Here is a 26448-nt window from a genome sequence, read left to right on the forward strand (position 1 = left end):
CTCAGGCCTTGGTTTCCTCCGTCGCCGAATCTTCCGCGTTCTCGTCGAGAAGGCGGTGGATATGGGCAATGAAGTAGCGGGTATGCGCGTCGTCCACGGTGCGCTGCGCTTCGGCGCGCCAGGCGTCCCTGGCCTCTGCGAAGTTCGGGAAGAGGCCGACGATGTGGATGTCGTCCACGTTCTCGAAATGGGTGGTGGACGGATCGGTCAGAGCGCCGCCGAACACGAGATGAAGAAGCTGCTTGTCCTCGGCCATGGGGGCCTCCGGCTTGGATTGCGAAAAAGGGACGGACCGGCGAGGACCATCGCGCGGGGGAGGGCCGGGGTCAAGCTGGCGGGCAAGGGGCTGCCCGGCATCTGCCAAGGCTCCGGAGGCAGGCTGGACCCGGCTCGCCCCGATGCGTATCAACGCGGGCGAGCCACACCCCCACGACGCCTTCCCGAAAGAGCCACCATGTCCCGCCTGACCCCGTCCGAGATCGAACCGAAATGGCAGCAGGCCTGGGACGAGGCAGGGCTGTTCCGCGCCCGCCGCGATCCGGCGCGTCCGAAATACTACGTCCTCGAGATGTTCCCCTACCCGTCGGGCCGCATCCACATGGGGCACGTGCGCAACTACACGATGGGGGACGTGATCGCGCGCTACAAGGCGGCGCGTGGCTTCTCGGTTCTGCATCCAATGGGCTGGGACGCCTTCGGGATGCCGGCGGAGAACGCCGCGATGCAGTCGAACGGTCACCCCAAGGACTGGACCTACGGCAACATCGACACGATGCGCGCCCAGATGAAGCCGCTTGGCCTGTCGATCGACTGGGAGCGGGAATTCGCGACCTGCGATCCTGAATATTACGGCCAGCAGCAGGCCATGTTCCTCGATTTCCTCGAGGCCGGCCTCGTGTATCGCAAGGCCGCGACGGTCAACTGGGACCCGGTGGACATGACCGTCCTCGCCAACGAGCAGGTGATCGACGGCAAGGGCTGGCGGTCCGGTGCCGATGTCGAGCGGCGGGAACTGACGCAGTGGTTCTTCCGCATCTCGGACTATTCGGAGGAGCTCCTGAGCGCCCTCGACGGGCTGAAGGACTGGCCCGAGAAGGTCCGCACCATGCAGGCCAACTGGATCGGCAAGAGCCGCGGCCTGCAGATGACGTTCGACCTCGAGGAGGGCGCCGGCGGCCACGAGGGCGTCGAGATCTACACCACCCGGCCGGACACGCTGATGGGGGCCTCCTTCGTCGGCATCTCGCCGGAGCATCCCCTGGCGAAGGCGCTGTGCGATGCCGACCCCGAGATCGCCGCGTTCTGCACCGAGATCCGCAAGGGCGGCACCACGGAGGAGGCCCTCGAAACGGCGGAGAAGCGCGGCCTCGACACCGGCCTCCGCGCCCGCCATCCGCTGAAGGAAGGGCAGACGCTCCCGGTCTGGATCGCCAATTTCATCCTGATGGACTACGGCACCGGCGCCATCTTCGGCTGTCCGGCGCATGACCAGCGCGATTTCGAGTTCGCCCGGAAGTACGACCTGCCGATCCCGCCTGTCTTCGTTCCCGAGGGCGCGCAGGCAGAGGCGGCGCTGACCGAAGCGTTCGTCCCTCTCAAGAGCGAACTCGTTCGCTACATCCGCGGCTTCGCCGGCGGCGAGGTGCAGACCGGCGAGGCGGCCGTCGATGCCGCGATCGCCGAGGCGGAAGCCAAAGGTTGGGGCGAGGGCGTCACCAAGTTCCGCCTCAGGGACTGGGGCCTGTCGCGGCAGCGCTACTGGGGCTGCCCGATCCCGGTCGTGCACTGCGACGCGTGCGGCACGGTGCCGGAGAAGAAGGAAAACCTGCCGATCGAGCTGCCCTACGACGAGGGCGGCCAACCGATCGACTTCTCGATCCCCGGCAATCCGCTCGACCGTCACCCGACATGGCGGAACACCCCCTGCCCCGCCTGCGGCAAGCCCGCGCGGCGCGAGACGGACACGATGGACACCTTCGTCGACAGCTCCTGGTACTACGCCCGCTTCACCGCCCCGCGCGCCGAGACGCCGACCGTGGCGGAAGACGCCGAGTACTGGATGAACGTCGATCAGTATATCGGCGGTATCGAGCACGCGATCCTGCACCTGCTCTATTCCCGCTTCTTCGCCCGCGGCATGCACAAGACCGGGCATCTGCCCGCCAAGGCACAGGAGCCGTTCGACGCGCTCTTCACCCAAGGGATGGTGACCCACGAGATCTACCTCACGAAGGATGCGAAGGGCCGCCCGGTCTATCACCTCCCCGAAGAGGTGAGCGAAGGCACGCTGGCGGACGGGACGCCGGTCGAGATCCTGCCTTCGGCGAAGATGTCCAAGTCGAAGAAGAACGTCGTCGACCCGGTGAACATCGTCTCCGCCTTCGGGGCCGACACCGCGCGCTGGTTCGTCCTGTCGGACAGCCCGCCCGAACGCGATGTCGAATGGACCGCCTCCGGCGCCGAAGCCGCCTACAAGCACCTGTCGCGTCTCCACCGCATGGCCTCCTCCATCGCCGAGGAAGGGCAGGCGATGTCCCGGACCATGGCCGAGACCTTCTCCAGCCCGGGCGCGGATGCCGCCGACGCGGCGGGTGCGGGTGCGGGCACCGATCCGGTCGCCGACGTTGCCCTCCTTCGGGAGATGAACCGCGCGATCCGCGACGTGACCGAGGGGATCGAGGGCTTCGCCTTCAACACCGCCATCGCCCGGCTCTACGGCTTCGCCAACGCGCTGTCGAAATCGGACGCCTCGGTGCAGGTCCGGCGGACGGCGATGCAGGTCATGGCGCAGCTCGCCTCCCCCTTCGTGCCCCACCTGGCCGAAGAGCTCTGGAGCGTACTCGGCGGCGAGGGCCTCCTGACCGGCGCGCCCTGGCCCGAGGCCGACCCGGCCCTCCTGACCGAGGACACGGTGACGCTGCCGATCCAGATCAACGGCAAGAAGCGCGGCGAGATGGAGGTCGCGAAGGATGCGGCCAAGGACGCCATCGAGGCGCAGGCGCTGGCCCACGAGGCCGTCGTGCGCGCTCTGGATGGCGGGCAGCCGAAGAAGCTCATCGTGGTGCCCGGGCGGATCGTCAATGTCGTGGTCTAGGCGCGGCACGCTTCTCACGCTCGGCGCGCTCGGCGCCTGCGGCTTCCGCCCGGCCTACGCGCCAGGCGGCGGCGGGGAGGCGCTGCGGGGCCGGATCGCGGTCGCGTCGCCCGAAACGCCCACGGAGTTCTTCTTCGTCGGCCGGCTCGAGGAGCGGCTCGGCCGGGCGGATGCGGCCGCCTACCGGCTCGCCTACGATCTGAAGCTCGAAACCCAGGGCTTCGCGATCACCCCCGACAACGACACGCAGCGGTACCAGATTGTCGGGCGGCTCGATTACCGTCTTCTGGACGGCGCCACCGCTGCAGTTCTGGACAGCGGGCGGGTGGAGAACTTCACCGCCTACTCCGCCATCGGCACGACCGTCGCCACGCGCGCCTCGGAACGGGACGCCTACGAGCGGCTGGCGGTGATCCTTGCGGACGATCTCGTCACCCGCCTTCTGGCGACGTCCGGCGGCTGGCTGACGTGAAGACCGGGCGCGGTCTCTCCCTCGCCTCACTCATCGCCAAACCCGATCCGGGGCGGCCGGGGGTGCTGCTCTTCGGGCCGGACGCGATGCGCGTTTCCCTCAAGCGGCAGGACCTCGTCGCCGCGATCGTCGGTCCCAAGGGGGAGGAGGAGATGCGCCTCACCCGGATGTCGGGGGACGAGGTCCGGCGCGATCCGGCGCAGCTTGTCGACGCCCTGAAGGCCGCGAGCTTCTTCCCGGGCCCCCGCGCCGTCCTCGTGGATGCCGCGGGCGACGGCGCGGCCCCTGCCGTCACAGCGGCGCTCGAGGAGTGGCGGGACGGCGACGCGTCCCTCGTCGTCACCGCCGGGGCCCTGAAGCCCACGAGCAAGCTGCGCAAGCTCTTCGAGGGGCATCGCGCGGCGGTCGCCGCCGGCATCTACGACGCGCCGATGAACCGGGAGGAGATCGACGCGGAACTCACCCGTGCCGGCATCTCGAACATCTCCCCCGAGGCGATGGCGGATCTCGAAGCCCTCGGCGGCGCCCTCGATCCCGGCGATTTCCGCCAGACGCTGGAGCGCCTCGGTCTCTACAAGCTGGGAGATGCCACGCCGCTCTCGTCCGATGACATCGCCGCCATCGCTCCGGCGACGGTGGAGGCCGGGGTGGACGAGCTGATCGGCTGCACCTTCGACGGCGCGGTGGACCGGATCGGCCCCCTCGTCGCGCGTCTCTCGGGGCAGGGCCAGAACGCGACTTCCCTCGTCATCGCCGGGCTCCGCCATGCCCGCGCGCTCCTCGCGGCGAAGGCTGACCACCAGGGGCCGGCCAGCGCCCTCGCCCGCGCCCGCCCACCGGTGTTCGGGCCACGTCGGGACAGGATGATCCGGCAGGCCACGGACTGGCGGCTGGTGCGGCTCGAAACGGCGGTGCGGCTGCTGGTCGATACCGATCTGGCCCTGCGCTCCGCCGGTCAGACCGCGCCGCAGATGGCGCAGGCCGAGCGCGTCTTCATCCGTCTCGCGATGCTGCGCCGCGCGCGCTGAGCCAGGCGGCGGCGCCCTGCCCGGCCCGGCGTCCGGTGGCGAGGCAGGCGGTGATCAGGTAGCCGCCCGTCGGCGCTTCCCAATCCAGCATCTCCCCGGCGGCGAAGGTGCCGGGACGCGCCTCGATCATCAGCTCCGGTGTCAGGGCCTCCCAGGACAGGCCCCCTGCCGTCGAGATTGCCTCGTCCATCGGGCGGGGGCCGGCATGGCGAACGGGAAGGGCCTTGGCGAGCCCTGCCAGCGCATCCGGCGCTTTCGGCAGCGGACGGCCGAACTCCTGCAAGAGCGCCGCCTGCGGCGGCGAGAGGCGGAGCGCCTTTCGCAGGACATTGGCGACGCTGGTCCCCGTCTTCATCCGCCGGATGGCAGCGGCGGCTTCCTCGGCGCTGCGGTCGGGCATCAGGTCGAGCCGGAGGATAGCGCCGTCCCGCACCGCCGCCGACACCTCGTAGACGCCGCCGCCTTCGAGCCCCTTTTCGGAGATCACGCATTCGCCGCGGCTCACCAGATCTCCGGCGGACAGGGCGACCCCTTTCAGCGGCGCTCCGAAATGCGGCGCCATGTGGGGGGACCAGTCGACATAAAGCGCCACGTTGGCAGGCCGGAACGGAGCCAGCGGCAGCCCCGCGCTCCCCGCGAGGCTCGTCCAGGCGCCATCCGATCCGAGCCGCCGCCAGCTCGCCCCGCCACAGGCGAGGATCGCCGCCTCGGGCGTCAGGTGCTCAGGCCCGTCCGGCGTGTCGAACAGGAACGCCCCGTCCTCCCAGCCGGTCCAGCGCCAGCGGGTCCGGATCTCGGCGCCCCGCTCCCGCAGACGCCCAAGCCAGGCGCGCAGGAGCGGCGAGGCCTTCATCGCCTCGGGAAAGACGCGGCCGGTCGATCCGGTGAAGAGCGGCTGTCCGAGTCCGTCCGCCCATGCCGTGACGTCCGCCGGCCCGAACGCGTCCAGTAGCGGCGCGAGGCGGGGCGCGGCAGAGCCGTAGGCGGCGCGAAAGGCGCTCTCCCCCTCGATCTTCGTCAGGTTGAGGCCGGAGCGGCCGGCCATGAGGAACTTGCGGGCGGGCGACGGCATCCGGTCGACGACGAGCGGCGCATGGCCCGCCTCCGTCAGGGCTTCGGCCGCCATGAGACCCGCCGGCCCCGCTCCGATCACGAGAACGCTCATCCGCGCCCCCTTGCCGAACCGCCGGTGGCGGCCGATCTCTTCCGGGCATGAGCGATGCTAGCGATCCGATCTGCCCTCTCTGCCTGCGCCCGATCCCGCCCGGTGTGCGCCAGAGCCGGCATCACCTTGTCCCCCGCCTCAGGGGCGGCAAGGGCGGCGAAACCGTCCTTCTGCATCAGATCTGCCATTCGACGATCCACGCTCACCTTTCCGAAACGGACCTCGCGCGGAGCTATGCCACGCCCGAGGCCCTGCGCGCGCATCCCGAGATCGGGCGCTTCGCGGCCTGGGTCGCCCGCCGCCCGCCTGACTTCTACGCACCGCAAGAGACGAAGCGGCGCGCCCGCCGCCGCTGAAGGGCTCAGCGCCGGTCGGCGGGCTTGCCCGCCAGAAGCCGCTTGATCCCGCCGACGAGACCCTGCGGCGCGGCCAATGCGGGCGCGGCCATGTCGAGGACCGTCCGCTCCAGATCTTCCCGCGCCACGACGCGGTCGCACAGACCCCAGCCGAGCGCCTCCTCGGCGCCGATCCTGTCCGCCCCGAGCAGCATCCGCCTCGCGCGGCCCTGCCCGACGATCGCGGCGAGGCGCAGCGGGTCAGAGGGCTGCGGCAGGACGCCCATCCTGAGGACCGGGTAGAAGAACTCCGCCCCCTCGGCCGCGATACGCAGATCGCAGGCGAGCACCATCCCCAGCGAGCCGCCGGCAGCGGTTCCGTTCAGCGCCGCGATGGTGAGGCAGGGCAACCCGGCGATGCGTGAGGACACGCGCTCCCAGACGTCCGAGAGGCCGAGGCCGTCCTTCATCTCCTGAAGATCCGCGCCGGCCGAGAAGACCGGCCCCTCCCCGGTCAGGATCACGACCCTCGCCCCAGCCCGCTCGGCCTCTGCCGCGGCGGCTTCGACGGCCCGGAGCATATCGCGGGTCAGCGCGTTGCGCTTCTCGGGGCGGGCGAGCGTGATGCGCCAGACGCCGTCCTCGGAGGCCTCTACCTCGACCGGAGCGCCGGCCTCACCGCCCGTCGCCATCAGACGAGCCCGACCTTGCGGCGGATCTCCTCGTCCCGGAGACTGAGTTCCTCCCCGACATGTGCGTCCGCCTCCGGCCCCGCCATCCAGACCAGCGCCCGGGCCACCCATTCAGGCGAGATGTGCTCCGACCAGTCAAGCTGACTGACCCGGTTCACACCGCTGTCCTTGATCTGCTGCTGCATGTCCGTGGCGACCGTTCCCGGAGAAAGACCCATGGCGCGAATGCCGCCCTCGCCGTTCTCGAGGTGAAGGGAGCGGGTCAGCATCGCGGCGCCGGCCTTCGAGGCGCAATAGGCGCTCCAGCCCTCGTTCGGCCCGTGCGCGGCGCCCGAAGAGATGGTGAGGATCGTGCCGCTGCCCTGCGAGAGCATCACCGGCAGCGCGGCGCGCATGCCGTGGAAGACGCCGCGGAGGTTCACGTCGATCGCCTGCCCCCATTCGTCGGGGTCCGCCTCGGACATCTGTGCGATCGGGCCGATGACGCCGGCATTGTTCACCAGCACGTCGAGCCGTCCGAACGTTCCGACGCAGGCATCCACGGCGGCGCGGACCTCCCAGAAGCGGCTGACATCGCAGGGAACCGCAAGCGCCGCGTCGGGCCCCAGTTCCCCGGCGAGGTCGGCAACCGCCTCCCGGTCCCGCGCGAGGAGGGCCACCTTCGCGCCGGCGGCGACGAAGGCGCGGGCGGCCTCGGCGCCGATCCCGCGGCTCGCCCCCGTGATGAGTGCGATCTTGCCGTTCAGATCCGTCATCGGATGTCCCCTCTGAGCCGGTGTCCTGTCATTCGGGATCACGCGTAGCGCATGGCCTCGTCCCCCGCAAAGGCAAAGCCGCGTCTTAGCGCCGGCCCTCGCGGAGCCATGCCCCGAGCAGGAGCAGCCCGGCGAGAAGCAGGTACACCACCGGCCAGCCGAGCGGGGTCACGGTCACGTCGGCGGTGCGGAACGCCTCGCGCGGCGTGATACCGAGCCAGCCGCGGCCCTCCGCCGTGCGGCCCGCGGAGACCTGACGGAGATCGGGAACGCCGTCCGATATCGCGCGGATGCCGCCCTGCGTTCCATCCACCAGGGGAGCGAGCAGATCGCCCGAGGCGATGGTCTCCTCGAATTCACGCGGCGCCGGGGGGCCGAGGGCAACGATGGCCGCCAGTTCCCCGTCATCGAGCCGGTAAAGCCCGTCCTCGTCTCCGGTGAATGTGCCCGAGAAGCGGCCGGGGGCGGTCTCGGCAAGCTCGAGGGTGAAGGTCTCGCCGTCCGGCCCGGTCACGGTGACGCTCTCGGGCGGCTCGCCGAGGCTCCGGCGGGTGACGGTGACCTCGTGACCATCGGCGGTGGCGGTCAGCGCCTCCTCCTCCAGCTCCGGCTCCTTCATCATCCAGTGCGCGAGCCGGCGGAGGAGTTCGAGCTGCGGCCCGCCCCCCTCGTAGCCGCGCGACCAGAGCCAGGCGTGATCCGAGGCGAGGAGCGCGACGCGGCCCTCCCCCACCCGGTCGAGCATCAGAAGCGGGCGCTCCTCGTCGGTCCCGGACAGGACGACCTGCGCGCTTGCTGCCGCGTCGGTCTCGATCAGGCGGAACCAGCTGCCCCAGGGTGGGGCGTCGCCCTCCGTCTCGGTCGCGGCGCGCGGCGTCGGCAGGGCCACGTCGTCCAGCCCCTCGGTGACGGGATGGCGGGCGCCGGTTTCGGTGATCCGTGGCCGGAACCCTTCCTCCACCACGCGCGCGGTCGGCGCGCCGGGCAGGATGTCCCCCAGCGGCGAGCGATAGAGGCTGTCGGCGGACGCATAATCCGGCCCGGCGGCCACCAGCACCGCACCGCCCCGCTCGACGTAGGAGCGCACGTTGTCGAGATAGATTGCCGGCAGGATGCCGCGGCGCTTGTAGCGGTCGAAGATGATCAGGTCGAACTCGTCGATCTTCTCGAGAAACAGCTCCCGCGTCGGGAAGGCGATGAGAGACAGCTCCGTGACCGGCACGCCGTCCTGCTTCTCCGGGGGGCGCAGGATGGTGAAGTGAACGAGGTCCACCGACGAATCCGATTTCAGAAGGTTGCGCCATGTCCTCTCCCCCGGATGCGGCTCGCCGGAGACGAGAAGGACACGGAGCCGGTCGCGCACCCCGTTGATCTGGACGACGGCCGCGTTGTTGCGGTTCGTCAGCTCCGTCTCGTCGCCGGCGACGGAGAACTGGATCACGTTCGTGCCGCCGTGAGGCAGCGTGACCGGCAGCTCCAGCTCCTCCCCCGTGGGCACCTCGAAGGGCACGGGCTCGGAGCCGTCGACGGAAATGGTAAGCTCGGCACGGCCTGCCATCTCCTCGGGGACGGCGCCGCGATCCTCGACACGCAGGGACAGCATGACCTCCTCGCCGAGGATGGCGAAGGCGGGAGCGTTGGTGATCTCGAGGCGGCGGTCCCAGTCGTCCTCCTCTCCGGTCAAGAGCACGTGCAGGGGAGCAGGCAGGTCGGGCGCGGCACCCAGGTCGTGCACCTGGCCGTCGGTGACGAGGATCGCGCCGGCGACGCGTGCGCGCGGCTCCTCCGCCAGAAGCTCCGACAGGGCCGTCATCGCCAGCGTCCCGGCGTCGTCCTCGGCGTCGCGAACCGTCACTTCGCGCAATTCGGTATTCGGCAGCGCCTCCACCTCGGCGCGGATGCGCTCGGCGGCCTCCTCGGTCTGGCCCGGGCGGTCGGAGATCCGCTGGCTCGCGCTCTCGTCCAGCACCATCAGGACAATGTCGCTGAGCGGCGCGCGGTCCTCCGTCTGGAAGGACGGGTTGGCGACGGCGAGGCAGAGAACCGCCCCCGCGAGGCCGCGCAGCCACCAGCCCTTGAGGCCCCTCCAGAGCGCGAGGATCGTGCAGGCGAGCGCCATCCCGGCCGCAGCCCAGAGAGCCCACCACGGCAGGAGCGGATCGAAGAGAATCTGGCCTGCGGTCATTGTCCCAGCCTGTCGAGAAGTGCGGGCACATGGACCTGGTCGGACTTATAGTTGCCCGTCAGCACATGCATGATGAGGTTCACGCCGAAGCGATAGGCGATCTCGCGCTGGCGCTCGCCGGAGTAGCCCCGGCCAACCGGAAAGATCGCGTTGCCCTGCGGATCGGTCGCCCAGGCCGCGGCCCAGTCGTTGCCGCCGATCACGACCGGCGTCACCCCGTCGTTGAGATTGCGGAAGGGCATCCCCTCCACACGCTCGGCATCGGCGGGCGACGCCTCGACCCAGATATCGCGGCCGAGGTGGCGGCCGGGAAAGTCCTGGAGCAGGTAGAACGTCCGGGTGAGGACATGATCCTCCGGAATGGGCTCGATGGGCGGGATGTCCAGCGGCGCGGCGAGTTGCCGGAGCTTGCGACCCTCGGGCGTCTCGCCCGAGCCGAGGTTCGCGTCCCGTGTATCGAAGAGGATCATCCCGCCCGACCGCAGGTAGGTGTTCAGCTTGGCGTAGGCATCGGCGGAGGGCATCTCCTGGGCCGTGCTGACGGGCCAGTAGAGGAACGGGTAGAAGGCGAGCTCGTCTGCCTCGAGGTCCACCGCCTCCGGCGCGGCGGGCTCGATCGAGGTTCGCGCGAAGAGAACGTCCGAAAGGCCCCTCAGCCCCGCCTGCGCCGTGTCGTCCAGCTGGGCGTCCCCGGTGATGACGTGGGCGAGAACGACCTCGGATGTCGGCGTGGGCGCCGGCTCCTGCGCCATCGCCGGGTCCGCGAGGGACGAGGCCAGCAGGAGCCCCGCGACAAGCGCCGCCGCACGCCCGGCCCCGCGGGGACCGAAGCGGCCTGTGAGAAGGAGGGAGGCGACGACGTCGACGGCCAGGAGGAGGAGGGCGAGGATGAGGGCGAGGCCCTTCAGCGGCGTTTCCGCCTCGGTCGCCATGCCTTCGACGGGAATGCGCGGGGGCCAGTCGGTCGCGGCCAGCGTATCCCCTTCGGCCATCACGTTGAGCGCAAGCTGGCGGTCCTCGCCGGCATAGAGGCCCGGCGGTGTGTCCGGCCCCGGCCGGGCGGAGACGAGATCCTCGCCCGCGATGCCCGGCATGGTGCCGGCGTCCTGAAGCGTGCCGAAGGCGTCCAGCACCTCCTCCGGGGTCCAGACCGTGCCCTCCATGTCCTCCGCGTCCGGCACCGAGGGGCGGGTGGAGACGGCGAGACGCTCCAGCATCTGGACGAAGAGCCCGGAGAGCGGAAGCGTGGACCATTCGGCATTGGCCGTGACGTGGAAGAGAACGACCTGCCCGTCGCCCAGGGGCTTGCGGGTCACGAGCGGTGTGCCGTCGTCGAGGGCGGCGATGCTGCGCTCCGGCAGATCGGGGTCCGGCTGCGCCATGACCTGCGCCGAGACGCGGACATCGTCCGGAACGAGCAGACCGGCGAAGGGCGTGCCGTCCGGAAACGGCCTAAGTTTGCGCGGCTCGCCCCAGCTCATCGCGCCGCCGACCGACCGCCCCCCTTGCCGCAGCCGGACCGGAAGGAGCGGATCCTCCTCGTCCCGGCTGACATCGGACGCGGCGAGGCGCGGTCCGGCGAAGCGCACCAGCAACCCGCCGCCCTCGACCCAGCCGGTCAGCGCCTCCCGCTCGGCCGGGGAGAGACGGGCGACATCGGCAAGGACGATCGCGTCCGGATTGGCGGGAATGACGTCCGTCAACTGGCCCTCCAGCAGATCCGCGGTCGGCTCCAGCGCCTGTTGCAGGTAGTGCAGCGGCGAGAGAAGCTCGAGCCCCTCGCGGGCGCCGCTGCCGTCGATCAGGGCCACCTCGCGACGCTCGAGGCTGTCATCGGCGAGCGCGACGGCCCCGGCGGAGCGGGCGCCCTCGATCTCGAACCGGGTGATGCGATTGCGCAGTTCGGCGGGGAGGGAGAGCGCGGCCTCCGTGCGGGTGTCGCCGGGGGCGAAGGTGGCCTCCACCCGTGCCAGGGCCCGCTCCGTCCCGGACGGATCGAGCCCGCGGGCCACGACGGGGACGGTCGCCTCGATGCCGTCCGCCGCACGCAGGACATCCACCTTCACAAGGCCATCCTCGAAACGGGCGGGGGTGAGCGCATGGATGGGGCGCGGGCTTTCGAAGACGGTCACGACGCCTTTCCTCTCCAGTGCCTGAAGCGCGTCCTCACGGCCCTCGCGGGCCAGTCCGTCCGACAGCCAATACGTCTCCCACGCCTCCTCCGACGCCTCCGCCCACTCCGCCAAAGCCTGCGGCTCAGGCGCCCAGGGAGAGGGGGAGAGCCCCGGCAGGCGACTTGCCCAGGCATCCGACGCGAGAAATTCCGGGCCACCCGGCGGCAGATCGGTGGAGAGCGCCACGGCGACGGAGCGCCCCGCCTGTCCGGCTTCCTCCGCGAGCGCCTCCATCCGGTCGAGGCGGCGCGGCCAGTCCCGCGCATCCGCCCACGTCGCATCCGCGAGGATCAGGAGGGGGCCGCTGCCGGGTCGCTCGTCCTGCGGGTTCAGGACCGGGCCGGCGAAGGCGAGGATGATGAGCGCCGCCGCGAGGACGCGGAGCAGCAGAAGCCACCACGGCGTCCGGTCGCTCTGCGTCTCGTCGTCTCCCAAGCCAAGGAGCAGCGCCACGCCCGGAAACCGCTGCCGGATCGGCGCCGGCGGCACGGCGCGCAGGATCAGCCACAGCGCCGGAAGGACCACGAGCGCGGTGAGGATCGCGGGGGCCGCGAAGCCGAGGGGACCGAGCGTGAACATGGATCAGCGGCTCCGGTCGAGGGCGGAATAGAGCCAAAGCAGCGCGGCCTGCGCCGAATCGCCCGTGTGGTGGCAGGTGTAGAGCCAGCCCGAGAGACGGCCGAGCTCGTCGAGCCGCCCCTTCCGCTCGGCGAGCCGGTCCAGATACCGCTCCCTCAGGCCGCCGGCCTTCAGCGTTTCATGCCGGACCCCGCCGCCCATGCTCTCGAAGATCGTGCGGCCGTTGAAGGGGAAGGTCTCTTCCACCGGGTCCAGCACCTGCAGAAGCGCGCCCCGCACCGACCGGTCGGTGGCCTTGCCGAGGCTCTCTTCGACCGCGGCGGGATCGCCGAGGAAATCGCTGATGAAGACGGCGCGGGAATGGGGCGGCAGGCCGGTCGTGTCAGGCACGCCGTACTCGCCGCCATCCAGCGCATCGCCCGTCAGGGCCTCGGCCATCCGGACGAGGGAGAGCCGCCCGGCGCGCGGCGGCTGACCGAGATTGGCAAGACCGACCCGCTCCCCGGCCCGCACGAGAAGGACCGACAGCGCCAGCGCGAGAAGCCGCGCCCTGTCGGATTTCGCGGGCCGCGACGCATCCCCGGTGAAACCCATCGCGCTGGAGGCGTCGACCCAGATCAGGACGCTCTGCGCTCCCTGCCATTCACGCTCGCGGATGTAATGCGTGTCCGACCGGGCGGAGCGTCGCCAGTCAATCATCCGTGCCTCGTCACCGACGCTCAGGGGTCGGTACTGCCAGAACTCATCACCGACGCCGGCCCGGCGGCGCCCGTGGGAGCCGGTTAGGACGGAGTTGGCGAGTTGCTCGGCCTCGGCGAGAAGCGGCGGAAGGCTGGAGGCCAGCCCCTCGGCGCGGGTTCGCAGCTGTGGACCGGCCTGGGAGGTGACGGGTCCATCGCTCACGCGGCGACCTCGCTGCGCGTGTGCTGGTACACGATCTCCCGGATCAGCCCGGCGAGGCTCTCGCCGCGGGCGCGCGCCGCGAAGGTCAGCGCCATGCGGTGGAGGAGGACGGGCTCGGCCATCGCGGCGACATCTTCGGGAGAGGGCGCGAGGCGACCGTCGAGCAGCGCGCGGGCGCGGACCGTCATCATCAGCGCCTGCGCGGCGCGCGGGCCGGGCCCCCAGGCGACATCCCGGTTCACCCGTTCGGGCGCGCCGGGCTCCCCGGGACGGCAGGCGCGGACGAGGTCCAGGATCAGGTCCACGATCTTCTCCCCCACCGGCATGCGGCGGATCGTCGTCTGCGCATTCAGAAGCTCCTGCGCGGTGAACACGGCCTGCGCCTCGGCGTCCTCCGTGCCCGTGGTCGCCATCAGGATCTCCCGCTCGGTGGCGCGGTCCGGATAATCCACGTCGATCTGCACCAGGAAGCGGTCGAGCTGAGCCTCTGGCAGCGGATAGGTGCCCTCCTGCTCGATCGGGTTCTGCGTCGCGAGGACGTGGAAGGGCACGCCGAGGGCGCGATGCGCGCCGGCAATGGTTACCTCGCGCTCCTGCATCGCCTGGAGGAGGGCCGATTGCGTCCGGGGACTGGCGCGGTTGATCTCGTCGGCCATCAGGAGCTGGCAGAAGATCGGCCCCTCCACGAAGCGGAACTCACGCCGCCCGCCCTCGAGCGTGTCGAGAACTTCGGAGCCGAGGATGTCCGCCGGCATCAGGTCCGGCGTGAACTGGATCCTGTTCCCGGACAGCCCCATCACGGTGGAGAGCGCCTCGACGAGGCGCGTCTTGCCGAGCCCCGGAAGGCCGATCAGCAGGCCATGACCGCCGCAGACGAGAGCCGAGAGGACGAGATCCACCACCTTTTCCTGACCGATGAACCGGCGGGTGATGGAGGTCTTCGCCTCGCCAAGCAGGCCGCCCAGCCGCTCGATCTCGGCGACCAGTTCGGTGGGGTCGGACATGACAAACGCTCCTCGTGGATTAGCTTTCGGCACGACGGATCGCACGCATGGGGAGTGTGAGGGAATGCCGAAAGCCAAGTCCAGCCACAGTGATGTGAGAACCGGCAACACCGCGGCCTCCGCCGAAAGTCTCGCCGAGGCCGCGCGCGCTGCCTCCGGATCGGGCAAAGGACCACCTCTCGAGGCCTGGGACCCGCCCTTCTGCGGCGATCTCGACATGGAGATCCGCCGGGACGGGACATGGTTCTACGAAGGCACGCCGATCGGGCGAAAGGCGCTGGTGAAGCTCTTTTCCACGATCCTCTGGCGCGAAGGGGATGCCTACTTCCTCAAGTCTCCGGTCGAGAAGGTCGGCATCCGCGTGGAGGACGCGCCTTTCGTGGCGGAAGACGCGGAGATCGAGGGAGACGGGGCGGAGCAGATGATCCGGTTCACCACTCAGGTCGGCGATGCCGTGACCGCCGGGCCCGATCACCCGATCCGCGTGGAGCGCGACGCGGCGACCGGCGAGCCCTCCCCCTACGTCCTCATCCGACGCAACCTCGAAGCCCTTGTCGACCGCAAGACGTTCTACCGCCTCGTCGACGCCGGCACCCGCGAGGAAGTGGAAGGCACGCTCTGGTTCGGCCTTCGCTCCGGCGGGACCTTCTTCCCCATCATTCTCGCGAGCGAGCTGCCTGACGGCTGAGGGGACGCCGCCCTCTTCGGACGTTAGGGCAAGGGACCGGCTCCCGGCTCAATGTGCCGCGGCCCAGTTCGGCCCCCTGCCAGCCTCCACGACGAGGGGGACGGAAAGCTTCACGGCCGGGTCGGCAGCGCCTTCCATGACCTCGCGCACGCGCTCGGAGACCTCGTCCGCCGCGCTCTCGTCCACCTCGAAGATCAATTCGTCATGCACCTGCAGGAGCATCTTCGCCGGCATCCCCTCGATTGCGGGCTCCATGCGGATCATGGCGCGCCGGATGATATCCGCCGCCGTCCCCTGGATCGGCGCATTGATCGCGGCGCGTTTGGCGAAACCGGCCCCCGGCCCCTTGGCATTGATGTCGGGCGTGTTGATCCGGCGGCCGAAGAGGGTCTCCACGTAGCCGTTGGCCTTCGCGAACTTCGTGGTCGCGTCCATGTAGTCCTTGATGCCGGGGAAGCGTTCGAAATAGCGGTTGATGAAGGCTTGTGCGTCCTCCCGCGGGATCCTCAGGTTGCGCGCCAGACCGAAGCCAGAGATGCCGTAAATCACGCCGAAATTGATCGCCTTGGCCTGTCGCCGGATCATCGGGTCCATCCCTTCGACGGGCGTTCCGAACATCTCGGAAGCGGTCAGCGCGTGGATGTCGACCCCGTCCCGGAACGCCTCGCGCAGCGCGTCGATCCCGGCGATATGGGCGAGTATGCGCAGCTCGATCTGGGAATAGTCGAGCGAGAGCAGGACCTTGCCCTCCTCCGCCACGAAGGCCTCCCGGATGCGGCGGCCCTCCTCGGTGCGGATCGGAATGTTCTGAAGGTTCGGCTCCGTGGAGGCGAGGCGGCCGGTATTGGCGCCTGCGATGGAATAGGAGGTGTGGACGCGGCCCGTCTCGGGATTGATGTGGTCCTGAAGGCTGTCGGTATACGTGGACTTCAGCTTGGAGAGCTGGCGCCAGTCGAGGACGCGGCCGGGCAGATCGTGCACCGTCGCCAGATCCTCCAGCACGTCGGCGGGCGTGGACCAGGCGCCGGTCTTGCCCTTCTTGCCGCCTTCGAGCCCCATCCTGTCGAACAGGATCTCGCCCAGCTGCTTGGGGGAGCCCACGTTGAACGGCTCGCCTGCGAGGGCGTGGATGTCCGCCTCCAACTCGGCCATCTTCTGCGCGAAGGCACCGGACATGCGGGAGAGGACGTTCCGGTCCACCTTGACGCCCTCCAGTTCCATCCGCGCGAGCACCGGGATCAGCGGCCGCTCCAGCGTCTCGTAGACGGTGGTGACCCGTCCGGCATGGAGCTGGGGCTTGAGATGCTGCCAGAGGCGCAGGGTGATGTCCGCATCCTCGGCGGCGTAGCGGACCGCGTCCGGGATCGGGACGCGGTCGAAGGTGATCTGGCTCTTGCCGGAGCCGATGAGCTCCTTGATCGGAATGGGGTTGTGGCCGAGGTACCGCTCGGACAGCGCATCCATTCCGTGGGTGTGAAGGCCGGCATGGAGCGCGTAGGACAGCAGCATCGTATCGTCGAGCGGGGCGACCTCGATGCCGCAGCGGGAGAGGATCTTCGCGTCGTACTTGGCGTTCTGCGCGATCTTCAGGATCGCCGGGTCCTCCAGCATCGGCTTCAGCGCCTCAAGGACGAGATCCTTGCCGATCTGCCCGTCCGACAGCCCTCCGCCGAACATGTCGTCCTCTCCGGAGCGGTGGGCGAGCGGGATGTAGCAGGCGCGGCCGGGCGCGATGGCGAGGGAGATCCCGACGAGCTCGGCCCGCATCTCGGAGAGCGAGGTCGTCTCGGTGTCGAAGGCGACGTAACCCTGCGCCGCGATCCGGTCGAGCCACGCGTCGAGCTGGGTCATGGAGCGGATGCACTCGTAGGCCTCCGGATCGAAGGGCACGGCCTCGGGTACGGGCGGCGCATCGGCCTGGGCCGGAGCCTGATCCTCGATCGCCGGCGCCTCGACGCCCAGCTTCTCCGCGACGCGCTTGGAGATCGTGCGGAACTCCATCCGGCCAAGGAACTCGAGCAGCACGTCCGCGTCCGGCTCCTTCACCTCGAGATCGTCCAGCGTGAAGTCGAGCGGAGTGTCGCAGTCGAGCTGGACGAGGCGCCTCGAGAGACGGATCTGCTCGGCATGATCGATCAGGGTCTGCCGCCGCTTGGGCTGCTTGATTTCGCCCGCGCGCTCCAGAAGCGTCTCGAGGTCGCCGTATTCGTTGATGAGCTGGGCCGCGATCTTGAGCCCGATGCCGGGTGCGCCCGGCACGTTGTCGACCGAGTCGCCCGCGAGCGCCTGCACGTCCACCACGCGATCGGGGCCGACGCCGAATTTCTCCTCCACTTCCTCGACGCCGATGCGCTTGTTCTTCATCGCGTCCAGCATCTCCACCCCGCCGCCGACGAGCTGCATCAGATCCTTGTCGGAGGAGATGATGGTCACGCGGCCGCCCGCCTCGCGGGCCTGGCAGGCAAGGGCGGCGATGATGTCGTCCGCCTCGAAACCGGCCTTCTCCTCGCAGGCGATGTTGAACGCCCGGGTGGCCTCGCGGGTGAGCGGGATCTGCGGGCGCAGGTCCTCCGGCATCTCGTCCCGGTTGGCCTTGTAGAGATCGTAGATCTCGTTGCGGAAGGTGTGCGAGCCCTTGTCGAAGATCACGGCGGCATGGGTCGGCGCATCCGGGCCGGCACTGTCCTCGATGTACCGGAACAACATGTTGCAGAAGCCCGAGACCGCCCCGATCGGCAGGCCGTCCGACTTCCGCGTCAGCGGCGGCAGCGCGTGGTAGGCGCGGAAGATGAACGCCGAGCCGTCGATGAGATGCAGGTGGTGTCCCTTGCCGAATGCCATGGCGCGCCGCTCCTGTCGCATGGTTGGGGTGGCGCGATCTCTAGCCGGGTCGCGCGGCGGAATCCATGGGGCGGGAAGGCGCCTTCGGTCAGAGCCGCGCGAGCATGTCCGCAAGGATGCCGATCGAACGCTCCCGGGCCTCGGCCGACGAGCCCGCGTAATTGTCGAGGCCGGGCGCGGAATTCACCTCGAGGATCGCCGCATCCGCGGCCGTCGCCGCCAGGTCCCCGGCCATCACGTCCACACCCGCCGCGGCGAGCCCCAGCGCATCCGCCGCACGCACCGCGATCTCCTCGGCTCCCGGCGCCAGCCGCCCCGTCAGATCGACGAGGGAGCCGCCGGTGGAGAGGTTCGCCCCGAAGAGGAGCGGCACCCGCCGCCCGTCCTGCACCACGTCGTTTCGGGACATCCCCGCCGCGGCGAGCGAGCGGGCGATGCGTGGATCGGCCTCCGAAAGGACGGCGCCTCGCTTGCCCCTCGCAATTTTCTCCAATGCCTCCGTGACGAGCGCGTCGGCGCTGCGCACCCCGTCCCCCTCGATGAAGGGCGGCGCGCGCCGGTAAGCCGCCCGCACCCGCCCGTCGAGGACGAACAGCCTGTGATCGGTGCCCGGCAGGAGCCGCTCCACCCGCGCCCGATCCTCGCGGGCGAGGAGCGCGCCGAGATCCCGCTCGATCTGGGCCGCGCCCGTTGCGAGCGACACGCCGCGCCCCTCGGAGCCGTTGTTCGGTTTGACCGCGACCGGCGCGCCGGCGGCGAAGGCCACAGCCTCCGGCAAGCCCGGCAGGCCGGCGCCCGCTGCGCCGATCCTGAGCCCGAGCCTGTCCCGGAACGTCTCGGCGAAGACCGTGATCCCCTCGGCGGCCGGCAGCCCGGCGGCCTGCAACACCTCGGCGGTCCAGCCCTTGTCCGCGGCGATCGCCGCCGCCGCGTCGGAGTTCACGCCGAGAGAGGCGCCGAAGATCGGCCGCGCCTGCCCGTCCGCCCGGACGAATCGCGCCAGATGACCGAATGTCCGCTCGATCTCCAGATGCCCGCCGCACCGCGTCGCCGCTTCGCGCAGGAGCGTCACGAGGACGCGAGACCGGGCAAGCCGCTCGGCGTCCGGCACCTCGTAGAGCATTCAGGCGGCGCCGGCCTCGACGGACGTCTCCTCGTCCGCATGCGAGGTCAGGGCGAGGAACGCATCCTCGAGATTCGGCTCCTCGCTGCGCACATCGGCCACGGAAATCCCGGCCGCGCGCACGATGTCGAGAAGCTGCCCCGCCGTCACCTCGCCGCGCCGGTAGGTGAGCGCCACGGCCCCCGCCGGACGGCGCGACATCTCGACGCCCTCCGGCAGGCCCGGAAGCTCCCCGATGGGCGTATCCTCCTGCGGCGTCACCACAAGGGCCTTGGCATCGAGACGGCCCACGAGGTTCTGCGTCGAATCCTGCGCCACGATCCGGCCCCGGTCGACGATGGCGATCTCGTCGCACATCTCCTGCGCTTCCTCGAGGTAATGCGTGGTGAGGATGATCGTCATGCCATCCTCCTCGTTCAGCCGCCGCACGTTCCTCCACAGCATCTTGCGCAGTTCGATATCCACGCCGGCCGTCGGCTCGTCGAGGACGAGAACATGCGGGCGGTGAACCAGCGCCTTGCCCAGAAGCAGCCGCCGCCGCATGCCCCCAGACAGGTTACGCGCATAGGCGGAGGCCTTGTCCGTAAGGCCGATGGTTTCGAGGATCTCGTCCGTCCGCCGCTCCCGCTTCGGCACGCCGTAGAGCCCGGCCTGCACCTCGAGCGATTGGCGCGGCGTGAAGAAGGGATCCATGTTCAGCTCCTGCGGCATCACGCCGATGGACGCGCGCGATTGCCGCGGATTCACATCCTGGTCGAAGCCCCAGATCCGAACCTTCCCCGAGGTCTTCACCACGAGGCCCGCGAGAATGTTGATCAAGGTGGACTTGCCGGCGCCGTTCGGCCCCAGAAGCCCGAAGATCGCGCCCGCGCGCACTGTGAGGTCGACTCCGTCCAGCGCGGTCTTGGGGGGCTCGCCGCCCACCGCCGCGTAAGTCTTCGTCAGCCCGTCGATCTCGATGGCGTTGCCCGTCATGCGCCCTCCGGCCCCTTGCCCGTGCAAGGGCGTTCCTTATGATGCCGCGAACTTAAGGCCCACCGGGCGCCGCGACAAGGAAACCGCAATGACCAAGCCCCCCGGATCCCCCTCCATCGATCCCCCGGAGACCGAGGTCGTGAACAAAATGCGCGTGGTCTGCGACGGCAGCGGCCCGGGCCTCGGGCATCCCCGCGTCTGGCTTTCGGTCAGCCACGAGACGGGTTGGGTCGAATGTCCCTATTGCGACAAGAAGTTCGTGCACGAGGACTGGGCGGAAAGCTGAACCACTTCACCGCGTGTTAATGCGAATCAGGTTTCCTCTGCGGTAGCAGAACCGGAGCCCGAGATGCCGTCCTCGCACCAGATCGTAGCCGTCCGCCGCAGCTTTCTGCTCGCGTCCTCGCGGGACGATGCGCTGGTGGCGAACTTCTACGGGCTGCTCTTCTCGGAAAACCCCGGCCTCCGCGCGATCTTTCCGCAGGACATGCGCGGTCAGCATTCCAAACTGAAGGACATGCTCCAGACGGCGCTGACCTCGCTTCACACGCCCCGTGCCCTCATCGCCCCGCTCAAGGCGCTCGGCGCGCGCCATCAGGGCTACGGCGCGCGGCCGGAGCACTATCCCGTCGTCGCCAGTACCCTGATCGCCACGCTGAGGGAGGCGACTGGCCCCCTCTGGACGGAGGAGACGGAAGACGCCTGGAGCGCTGTCCTCGGCTTCGTCGCCGAACACATGATCGCCGGAGCAAAGGAAGCCGCCGCAGCGGCATGACGTAGCAAGCCGCGCGCCGGCTGGATGTCCCGCCCCCGCCCACCGTCCGCTCCACGTTTCCTGCCGAAGACGGCCCACCCGGCGGCCGGGCGATGCTCCCGCTTGCCGCTCCCGGCGATCCCCGGCATACCCGGAACCGATGAAACCGCAGCTTTCCTATCCGGACCTCGTAAAGGCCTTCACCCGCTTTCGTGACGCGGAGCCGGAGCCGAAGGGGGAGCTCGTGCATGACAGCGCGTTCACCCTTCTCGTCGCCGTCGTTTTGTCCGCGCAGGCAACGGATCGCGGTGTGAACAAGGCCACCGAACCGCTGTTCGCCGCTGCCCGCACACCGGAGGCGATGCTGGCTCTCGGCGAAGAGGGCATCGCGGAGCACATCAAGTCCATCGGTCTCTTCCGGAACAAGGCGAAGAACGTCCTGAAGCTCTCCCGCATCCTCGTGGAGGAATACGGTGGCGAGGTCCCCTCCTCCCGTGCCGCCCTCGTGGCACTGCCGGGGGTCGGGCGGAAGACGGCGAATGTCGTTCTCAATTCGTGGTTCAAGATGCCCGCGCAGGCGGTGGACACGCATATCTTCCGCGTCGGGAACCGCACCGGCATCGCGCCCGGCAAGGACGTCATCGCTGTCGAGCGGGCGATCGAGGACCACGTCCCCGCGGAATTTCAACTTCACGCCCACCACTGGCTGATCCTGCACGGGCGCTACACCTGTACGGCGCGGAACCCCAAATGCGGCGCCTGCGTGCTGGGGGATCTGTGCTGCAACGAAGGAAAGACGGCATGAGCGGCTACAGCGTCATCGGGATGGGGAATGCCATCGTCGACGTCCTCTCCCATTGCGACGACACGTTCCTCGACCACATGGGGATCGAGAAGGGCATCATGCAGCTCGTGGAGCGCGAGCGGGCCGAAACGCTCTACGGAGCGATGGAGGAGCGGCGTCAGGTCGCCGGCGGTTCCGTGGCGAACACGCTCGCAGGCCTCGGCGCGCTCGGCCTCTCCGCCGGTCTCATCGGCAAGGTCCGCGACGACGCGCTCGGCCGGTTCTACGCCTCCGCCATGCCGCCGGGATCGACGTTTTTGAACGCGCCCGTCGCCGGGGCGGATCTTCCATCGAGCCGGTCCATGATCTTCGTCACCCCGGACGGCGAGCGCTCGATGAACACCTATCTCGGCATCTCCGCCGAACTGGGCCCGGAAGACCTGCCGGAGGAGGAGATTCGGGGCGCCGACATCCTGTTCCTCGAGGGCTATCTCTTCGACAAGAGCCCCGGCAAGCAGGCGTTCCTCCGCGCCGCGGATCTCGTCCGATCGGGCGGGGGTCGTGCCGGGATCGCGCTGTCGGATCCGTTCTGCGTGGACCGGCACCGGGAGGATTTCCGCAGTCTCGTCGCCGGCCCGATGGATTTCGTGATCGGCAACCGCGAGGAATGGATGTCCCTCTACCAGACGGACTCGCTCGATGCGGCGATGGAGCTGGCCGTGGCGGATTGCGATCTCGTCGTCTGCACGCGATCTGGCGACTCCGTCCTGCTCTTCCGGGATGGCGAGCGAGCCGAGGCGGAGGTCTCCCGTGTCGTACCGGTGGACGCGACCGGCGCGGGAGACCAGTTCGCGGCGGGTTTCCTCTACGGTCTCGTCACCGGCAAGGACCTCAAGACCTGCGGCCGCATGGGCTGCATCGCCGCGACCGAGGTCATCGGCCATTTCGGCGCCCGCCCCGAGGCCGACATCAAGGCGCTCTTCCGGGATGCCGGGCTGATCTGACCGGCCCAATCCGGCGGGGGGCTCAGGCGTCCCCGCCCTTCGCCTTGAATTCCGGGTGGTTCGGCGAATCCCGGTCCGTCAGCACCATGCTCGGCGGCTCGCCGCGGTCCAGAAGCTCGGTCGCCAGGGCCACCGCCAGCGCCCAGCCGGTCCCAGCGGCCCAGCCGGCCAGCACGTCCGACGGCCAGTGCACACCGAGATAGACCCGGCTTACCCCCACCGCGATCGTGAGGAGCGCCGCCAGGGCGATGACGTAGATCTTGATGGCCCGCCGCTCCTGCACCCGCGCCACCAGTACCGCCAACGTCAGGTACACGATCGCGGACATCATCGAATGGCCGGACGGGAAGGACGCGGTGTGGACGATGGACCCGTGTGGCACGATGTCCGGCCGCGCCCGGTCGAACGCGTTCTTCGCGACCTGCGAGAAGAGGATCCCGGACGAGACCGCGATCAGCAGCACCACCATCGACATGCGGTTGCGCTGAAGCCAGAGCAGTCCGGCGACGGCGATGGTGAGGAGCGTGAGCACACCCACGCCACCGAGTGCGGTGAAATCCCTCATCAGCTCTTCCACGAACGGCGGGCCGATCGGATTCGACGGATCGCCGGGCGTGCGCATCAACAGGATGATCGCCCGTTCGAGCCGGGCCGCGGGACCGTAGGCCACGCTTTCCGCCAGCTCGGCGAACCCCCATGCCACCATCGCAAGAAGTGCGAGCAGCGCCATGGTCGAGAATTCGGGGCGCCCGCGCTGGATCAGCGAGCGAATGAAGGAGAGACGGCGGATCGGTGACATCGGCGCAGAATGGCGGTCAGGCGCGCCGGGTCAAGCCGAAGGCGCCGCGGCAAAGGGATCCATCCCCGCCGAGGCCATGGCGGCGCGGTACTCCTCGAGGAGCCGCGCGCAGAGTTCAGCCGTCGGCAGCACGTCCGTGATCGCCGCGCTCCCCTGCCCGGCAGACCAAACGGTGCTCCAGGCTTTCGCCTCGTGCCCGGCATCCAGCTTGCCGCCGGGGCCGAGATTGTCTGGATCGAGCCCAGCCGCGACGATGGAGGGACGCAGGAAGTTGGCGTTCACGCCGGAGATTGCGGGGGTGTAGACGACGTCCGCGGCGCCGCTGTCCATGATCATGCGCTTGTACGCATCGTCCACCATCGCCTCTTCGGTCGCGATGAAGCGCGTGCCGAGATAGGCGAGGTCCGCCCCCATGACGCGAGCCGCGGCGATGTCCTGTCCGGTGGAGATGGCACCGCCGAGAATGACGGTGCCGTCGAAGACCTGCCGGATCTCGGTCAGGAGCGCGAACGGGCTGGTCGCGCCGGCATGGCCGCCCGCGCCTGCCGCGATCCCGATCACTCCATCCACGCCCGCCTCGGCGGCCTTCTCGGCATGGCGGCGCGTGGTCACGTCGTGGAAGACGAGCCCGCCATAGGAATGGACCGCGTCGACAAGGTCAGAGACCGCGCCGAGAGACGTGATGACCAGCGGAACCTCGTGCTCCACGATCACCTTCAGGTCCGCTTCGACGCGGGGATTGGACCGATGAACGATGAGATTGACGCCGAAGGGGGCATCGCCGTCGCCCAATGCGTCCTCGATCTCGTCCAGCCACTCGGCAAACCCTTCCGTCGTGCGCTGGTTGAGGGCGGGGAAGGTCCCGAGAACGCCGGCGCGGCAGGTCTCGATGACGAGCTCGGGGCCCGAGGTCAGGAACATCGGCGCAGCGATGGCGGGGAGGGACAGGCGCCCCTCCAGCGTCTTGGGCAATGTCATGCGGTCGGCCTCCCGGGGTCTCTCTCCTGACCATGACGATAGGCGACGCCGGCATAGGAGCAACCGCGACGCTCCGTCAGGACGTGTCAGCCGCCAACCACCATCTCATCCCATTCCGGAAGCATGAGCGCATCGCGCCCAAGGGGAGCGCGCATCTTCGCCAGAGCCTCGTCCGGAACGGCGCCGAGCGTGTGGGGCCAGGCGGGCTGGTCGCCACCGGAATGGACGGTTTGCAGCGCGTCCAGCCGGGCCTGATCTTCGGCTGCGCGCCGCATGAACCGGAATTCCAGATCGAGGGCGTCGCGGACACTGCCGCCGGAGCTACGCAGATCCCGGACCGTGGCGAGCGTCCAGTCCATGGACAGGGGCGCGGCGCAGCGGATGGACGCGGCGGCTTCGGCGGCGAGGGCGGCCTCCGAATCGTCCTCCGTCGCCTCCGCTTCAAGCGCGGCGAGCATCTCCGGCACGGTACCGAGCGCGAAGACCTCGTCGAGAGCCTGGCACGCATAGAGGAGCGGCGCATCCGGCGCGGGATAGGCGGCCTCGTCCACCGTGCGGAGACGGCCGGTCCGGCAGAGCTCGTCGATGAGATCCGGCCAGTCCTTCTCCGGCACGAAGGCGTCGGCGAGACGGCCGCAGACAGCGTCTCCCGGCCCCGCGGACACGCCGGCGAGCCCGAAATACTCGCCGAGCCGTGCGGGAGCCCGCGCCAGAAGGTAGGTCCCGCCGGTATCCGGGATGAGGCCGGTTGCGCAGCCGTCGAACACGATGCGGCTGCCATTCCCCACCACGCGGCGCTGCGCGAAACAGCCCAAGGCGACGCCGGTCCCGGCCACACGGCCGGAGAGGAAGGAGACGATCGGCTTGCTCGGCTGGGCGATCCGGTCCGCAAGGCGGTACTCGCAGCGCAGCACCTCTGCGGCGGTCTCTGCTCCCCCCTCCCGCGCATGGCGCAGGAACTCGCCCAGATCGCGGCCGGCGCAGAAATCTCCCTCGGCGTCGATCACGATGAGGGAGACGGCGTCGTCCCCCTGCCACCTCTCGAGCGCCTCCCGGATCTCGCGGCAGCAGCCTGCCGTCAGCCGGTTGCGTTCATCGGGACGCGTCAGGGTGATGCGCCCTGCCCGGCCGTCCCGTCTGATATGCAGTTCGTCGCTCATGCCAAGTCGCAGGTCCCCGCCCTCCTCGGCGGGGTCCCCGCAATCCTCCCGATTGTCCGGTTTCTCCAGTGATCATCTTTGCCGAAATCGGCCGAGGTCAACCGCAGGATCAGTTGCCGAGCTTGGCGTGAACCTCGTCCAGATCGACCTCGCCTACCGGCATCTTGTTGGCAGGGTTCTCGAAATCGTACCGGAAGAGCTGGAAATCCTTCTTGTACATTTCGAAGACGAGATGCATCGAAAGGTCGTCGAAGTAGTCCTCGACCGGGTGCGCTCGTTTCGGGCCATGCCCCTCGCTCTCATTGAAGCGCGGGATCGTCGCCAGGTCGACGGAATGGGGCGTGTCGCAGGCGCTCAGAACCTGCTGCATTCCCTCGTTGAACTTCTCGGTCCAGAAGATCCTGTCGTAGCGCCCGCCGTTCACGATGAACGTGGAGATATGTGAGGACATGGCCGACCAGTGGATGTCCGGCTCCATCGGGCGGCGGAAGCGGATCGTGTCCCGCGCAAAGAGCAGGAAGCGCCGGAAGGAGCGGATCTGATCGAACTCGAAGCCCGTCTCGGGGTCCCCCACCTCGATCCCGTAGCGCTGGACGAGCTGGGGCACGAGGTTGCCGCGATACCGGTTGCCGTTGCGCTGGATGCCGCAGATCTTGTCGAAGAAGGAGGACAGGATGCGCGCGTAGGGGTTGCGCACGCAGGTGAAGGTCGGGCTTCGATGGCCCTTCACGTTCGCCTCGATGAGCGGCTTGCTGTTCTCGAAGCCCCATTTGTGCAGCCCCGCCTCGGCATCGTGCACGTCACCGTCGAAGAACGCACCATGGTCGGAGTAGTACATGATCTGACCGATGGTGGAGCAGGCGCATTTCGGCACCACGCGATACACCATGCTTTCGCTCTCGGTCATCCACGTTCCGGGAAATCCCATTCAGGCCTCTCTTCATGACGACAGGGTC

The 26448-nt window shown here is 69.4% G+C and carries 24 protein-coding genes; 9 read left to right on the plus strand and 15 right to left on the minus strand.

Annotated elements, in window-relative coordinates:
• Nucleotide 1 precedes the first annotated feature (1 nt).
• Entirely contained in the window at nt 2-256 is a 255-nt protein-coding gene (locus DQG15_RS12680; protein WP_116085789.1) for a DUF4170 domain-containing protein, read from the minus strand.
• Between the two features lie 198 nt (nt 257-454).
• Between DQG15_RS12680 and leuS the strand changes: the two genes are divergently transcribed.
• From leuS to holA, 3 genes are read left to right on the plus strand one after another with little or no spacing between them, the layout of a single operon-like run.
• Nucleotides 455-3094, plus strand: a complete 2640-nt coding sequence (leuS, locus tag DQG15_RS12685; protein ID WP_116085790.1) for a leucine--tRNA ligase — start codon at nt 455-457, stop codon at nt 3092-3094.
• Nucleotides 3081-3566 (plus strand): LPS assembly lipoprotein LptE, encoded by a 486-nt coding sequence (gene lptE / locus DQG15_RS12690; protein ID WP_116085792.1) that lies wholly within the window; start codon nt 3081-3083, stop codon nt 3564-3566. The genes leuS and lptE overlap by 14 nt, the downstream gene beginning before the upstream one ends.
• Nucleotides 3563-4594, plus strand: coding sequence for a DNA polymerase III subunit delta (gene holA / locus DQG15_RS12695; protein WP_232830839.1), 1032 nt, complete (start codon nt 3563-3565; stop codon nt 4592-4594). The genes lptE and holA overlap by 4 nt, the downstream gene beginning before the upstream one ends.
• Here holA and DQG15_RS12700 read toward each other — a convergent pair.
• On the minus strand, nt 4560-5759 hold the full coding sequence (locus DQG15_RS12700) for a TIGR03862 family flavoprotein (RefSeq protein WP_116085793.1): 1200 nt from the start codon (nt 5757-5759) through the stop codon (nt 4560-4562). The two genes, holA and DQG15_RS12700, sit on opposite strands and share 35 nt — an antisense overlap.
• Before the next feature lie 47 nt (nt 5760-5806).
• On the opposite strand from DQG15_RS12700, the gene DQG15_RS12705 reads away from it, so the two are divergent.
• Complete coding sequence (locus tag DQG15_RS12705; protein ID WP_116085795.1) at nt 5807-6115, plus strand: HNH endonuclease; 309 nt, start codon at nt 5807-5809, stop codon at nt 6113-6115.
• 5 nt (nt 6116-6120) lie between these two features.
• Here the strand turns inward: DQG15_RS12705 and DQG15_RS12710 are convergent, their stop codons facing one another.
• The 6 genes from DQG15_RS12710 to DQG15_RS12735 all read right to left on the minus strand — a co-directional run bounded on the left by DQG15_RS12710 (nt 6121) and on the right by DQG15_RS12735 (nt 14386).
• Entirely contained in the window at nt 6121-6786 is a 666-nt protein-coding gene (locus DQG15_RS12710) for an enoyl-CoA hydratase/isomerase family protein (RefSeq protein WP_116085796.1), read from the minus strand.
• Nucleotides 6786-7541, minus strand: a complete 756-nt coding sequence (locus DQG15_RS12715) for an SDR family oxidoreductase (RefSeq protein ID WP_116085798.1) — start codon at nt 7539-7541, stop codon at nt 6786-6788. The genes DQG15_RS12710 and DQG15_RS12715 overlap by 1 nt, the downstream gene beginning before the upstream one ends.
• An 85-nt stretch (nt 7542-7626) precedes the next feature.
• Nucleotides 7627-9726: a hypothetical protein gene (locus tag DQG15_RS12720; protein WP_116085799.1), complete on the minus strand. Its 2100-nt coding sequence runs from the start codon at nt 9724-9726 to the stop codon at nt 7627-7629.
• Complete coding sequence (locus DQG15_RS12725; RefSeq protein ID WP_116085800.1) at nt 9723-12479, minus strand: DUF4159 domain-containing protein; 2757 nt, start codon at nt 12477-12479, stop codon at nt 9723-9725. The genes DQG15_RS12720 and DQG15_RS12725 overlap by 4 nt, the downstream gene beginning before the upstream one ends.
• Nucleotides 12480-12482: 3 nt before the next feature.
• Nucleotides 12483-13382 carry a DUF58 domain-containing protein gene (locus tag DQG15_RS12730; protein WP_232830840.1) on the minus strand — a complete coding sequence of 300 codons (900 nt, stop codon included), beginning with the start codon at nt 13380-13382 and terminating at the stop codon, nt 12483-12485.
• Entirely contained in the window at nt 13379-14386 is a 1008-nt protein-coding gene (locus DQG15_RS12735) for a MoxR family ATPase (protein WP_116085802.1), read from the minus strand. The genes DQG15_RS12730 and DQG15_RS12735 overlap by 4 nt, the downstream gene beginning before the upstream one ends.
• A 64-nt stretch (nt 14387-14450) precedes the next feature.
• Between DQG15_RS12735 and DQG15_RS12740 the strand changes: the two genes are divergently transcribed.
• Nucleotides 14451-15074: a DUF1285 domain-containing protein gene (locus tag DQG15_RS12740; RefSeq protein WP_116085803.1), complete on the plus strand. Its 624-nt coding sequence runs from the start codon at nt 14451-14453 to the stop codon at nt 15072-15074.
• A gap of 48 nt (nt 15075-15122) precedes the next feature.
• Here DQG15_RS12740 and polA read toward each other — a convergent pair whose 3' ends face one another.
• The 3 genes from polA to DQG15_RS12755 form a co-directional block, all read right to left on the minus strand.
• Nucleotides 15123-17915 carry a DNA polymerase I gene (gene polA, locus DQG15_RS12745; protein WP_116085805.1) on the minus strand — a complete coding sequence of 931 codons (2793 nt, stop codon included), beginning with the start codon at nt 17913-17915 and terminating at the stop codon, nt 15123-15125.
• A gap of 88 nt (nt 17916-18003) precedes the next feature.
• Complete coding sequence (locus tag DQG15_RS12750; protein ID WP_116085807.1) at nt 18004-19038, minus strand: hypothetical protein; 1035 nt, start codon at nt 19036-19038, stop codon at nt 18004-18006.
• The gene (locus tag DQG15_RS12755) at nt 19039-20013 is read right to left on the minus strand and encodes an ABC transporter ATP-binding protein (protein ID WP_116085808.1); all 975 of its coding nucleotides are present in this window, start codon (nt 20011-20013) and stop codon (nt 19039-19041) included.
• A gap of 88 nt (nt 20014-20101) precedes the next feature.
• Between DQG15_RS12755 and DQG15_RS12760 the strand changes: the two genes are divergently transcribed.
• The 4 genes from DQG15_RS12760 to DQG15_RS12775 all read left to right on the plus strand — a co-directional run bounded on the left by DQG15_RS12760 (nt 20102) and on the right by DQG15_RS12775 (nt 22555).
• A complete protein-coding gene (locus DQG15_RS12760; protein WP_116085810.1) occupies nt 20102-20299 on the plus strand; it encodes a zinc-finger domain-containing protein in 198 nt (65 codons plus the stop codon).
• A gap of 63 nt (nt 20300-20362) precedes the next feature.
• Nucleotides 20363-20788, plus strand: coding sequence for a globin domain-containing protein (locus DQG15_RS12765; protein WP_116085812.1), 426 nt, complete (start codon nt 20363-20365; stop codon nt 20786-20788).
• 139 nt (nt 20789-20927) lie between these two features.
• Complete coding sequence (gene nth / locus DQG15_RS12770) at nt 20928-21572, plus strand: endonuclease III (RefSeq protein WP_116085813.1); 645 nt, start codon at nt 20928-20930, stop codon at nt 21570-21572.
• Nucleotides 21569-22555 carry an adenosine kinase gene (locus DQG15_RS12775; protein WP_116085815.1) on the plus strand — a complete coding sequence of 329 codons (987 nt, stop codon included), beginning with the start codon at nt 21569-21571 and terminating at the stop codon, nt 22553-22555. The genes nth and DQG15_RS12775 overlap by 4 nt, the downstream gene beginning before the upstream one ends.
• Nucleotides 22556-22577: 22 nt before the next feature.
• On the opposite strand, the gene DQG15_RS12780 is transcribed toward DQG15_RS12775, so the two are convergent.
• The 4 genes from DQG15_RS12780 to DQG15_RS12795 all read right to left on the minus strand — a co-directional run bounded on the left by DQG15_RS12780 (nt 22578) and on the right by DQG15_RS12795 (nt 26420).
• Nucleotides 22578-23354: a phosphatase PAP2 family protein gene (locus DQG15_RS12780; RefSeq protein WP_232830841.1), complete on the minus strand. Its 777-nt coding sequence runs from the start codon at nt 23352-23354 to the stop codon at nt 22578-22580.
• A 30-nt stretch (nt 23355-23384) separates the two neighbouring features.
• Entirely contained in the window at nt 23385-24332 is a 948-nt protein-coding gene (locus DQG15_RS12785) for a nitronate monooxygenase family protein (protein ID WP_116085817.1), read from the minus strand.
• Between the two features lie 86 nt (nt 24333-24418).
• Nucleotides 24419-25492 (minus strand): enoyl-CoA hydratase/isomerase family protein, encoded by a 1074-nt coding sequence (locus tag DQG15_RS12790; RefSeq protein WP_116085819.1) that lies wholly within the window; start codon nt 25490-25492, stop codon nt 24419-24421.
• Between the two features lie 109 nt (nt 25493-25601).
• The gene (locus tag DQG15_RS12795) at nt 25602-26420 is read right to left on the minus strand and encodes a sulfotransferase family protein (RefSeq protein ID WP_116085821.1); all 819 of its coding nucleotides are present in this window, start codon (nt 26418-26420) and stop codon (nt 25602-25604) included.
• Nucleotides 26421-26448 lie beyond the last annotated feature (28 nt).

The organism is Tropicimonas sp. IMCC34011, assembly GCF_003390865.1.
Lineage (GTDB): Bacteria > Pseudomonadota > Alphaproteobacteria > Rhodobacterales > Rhodobacteraceae > Tropicimonas_B.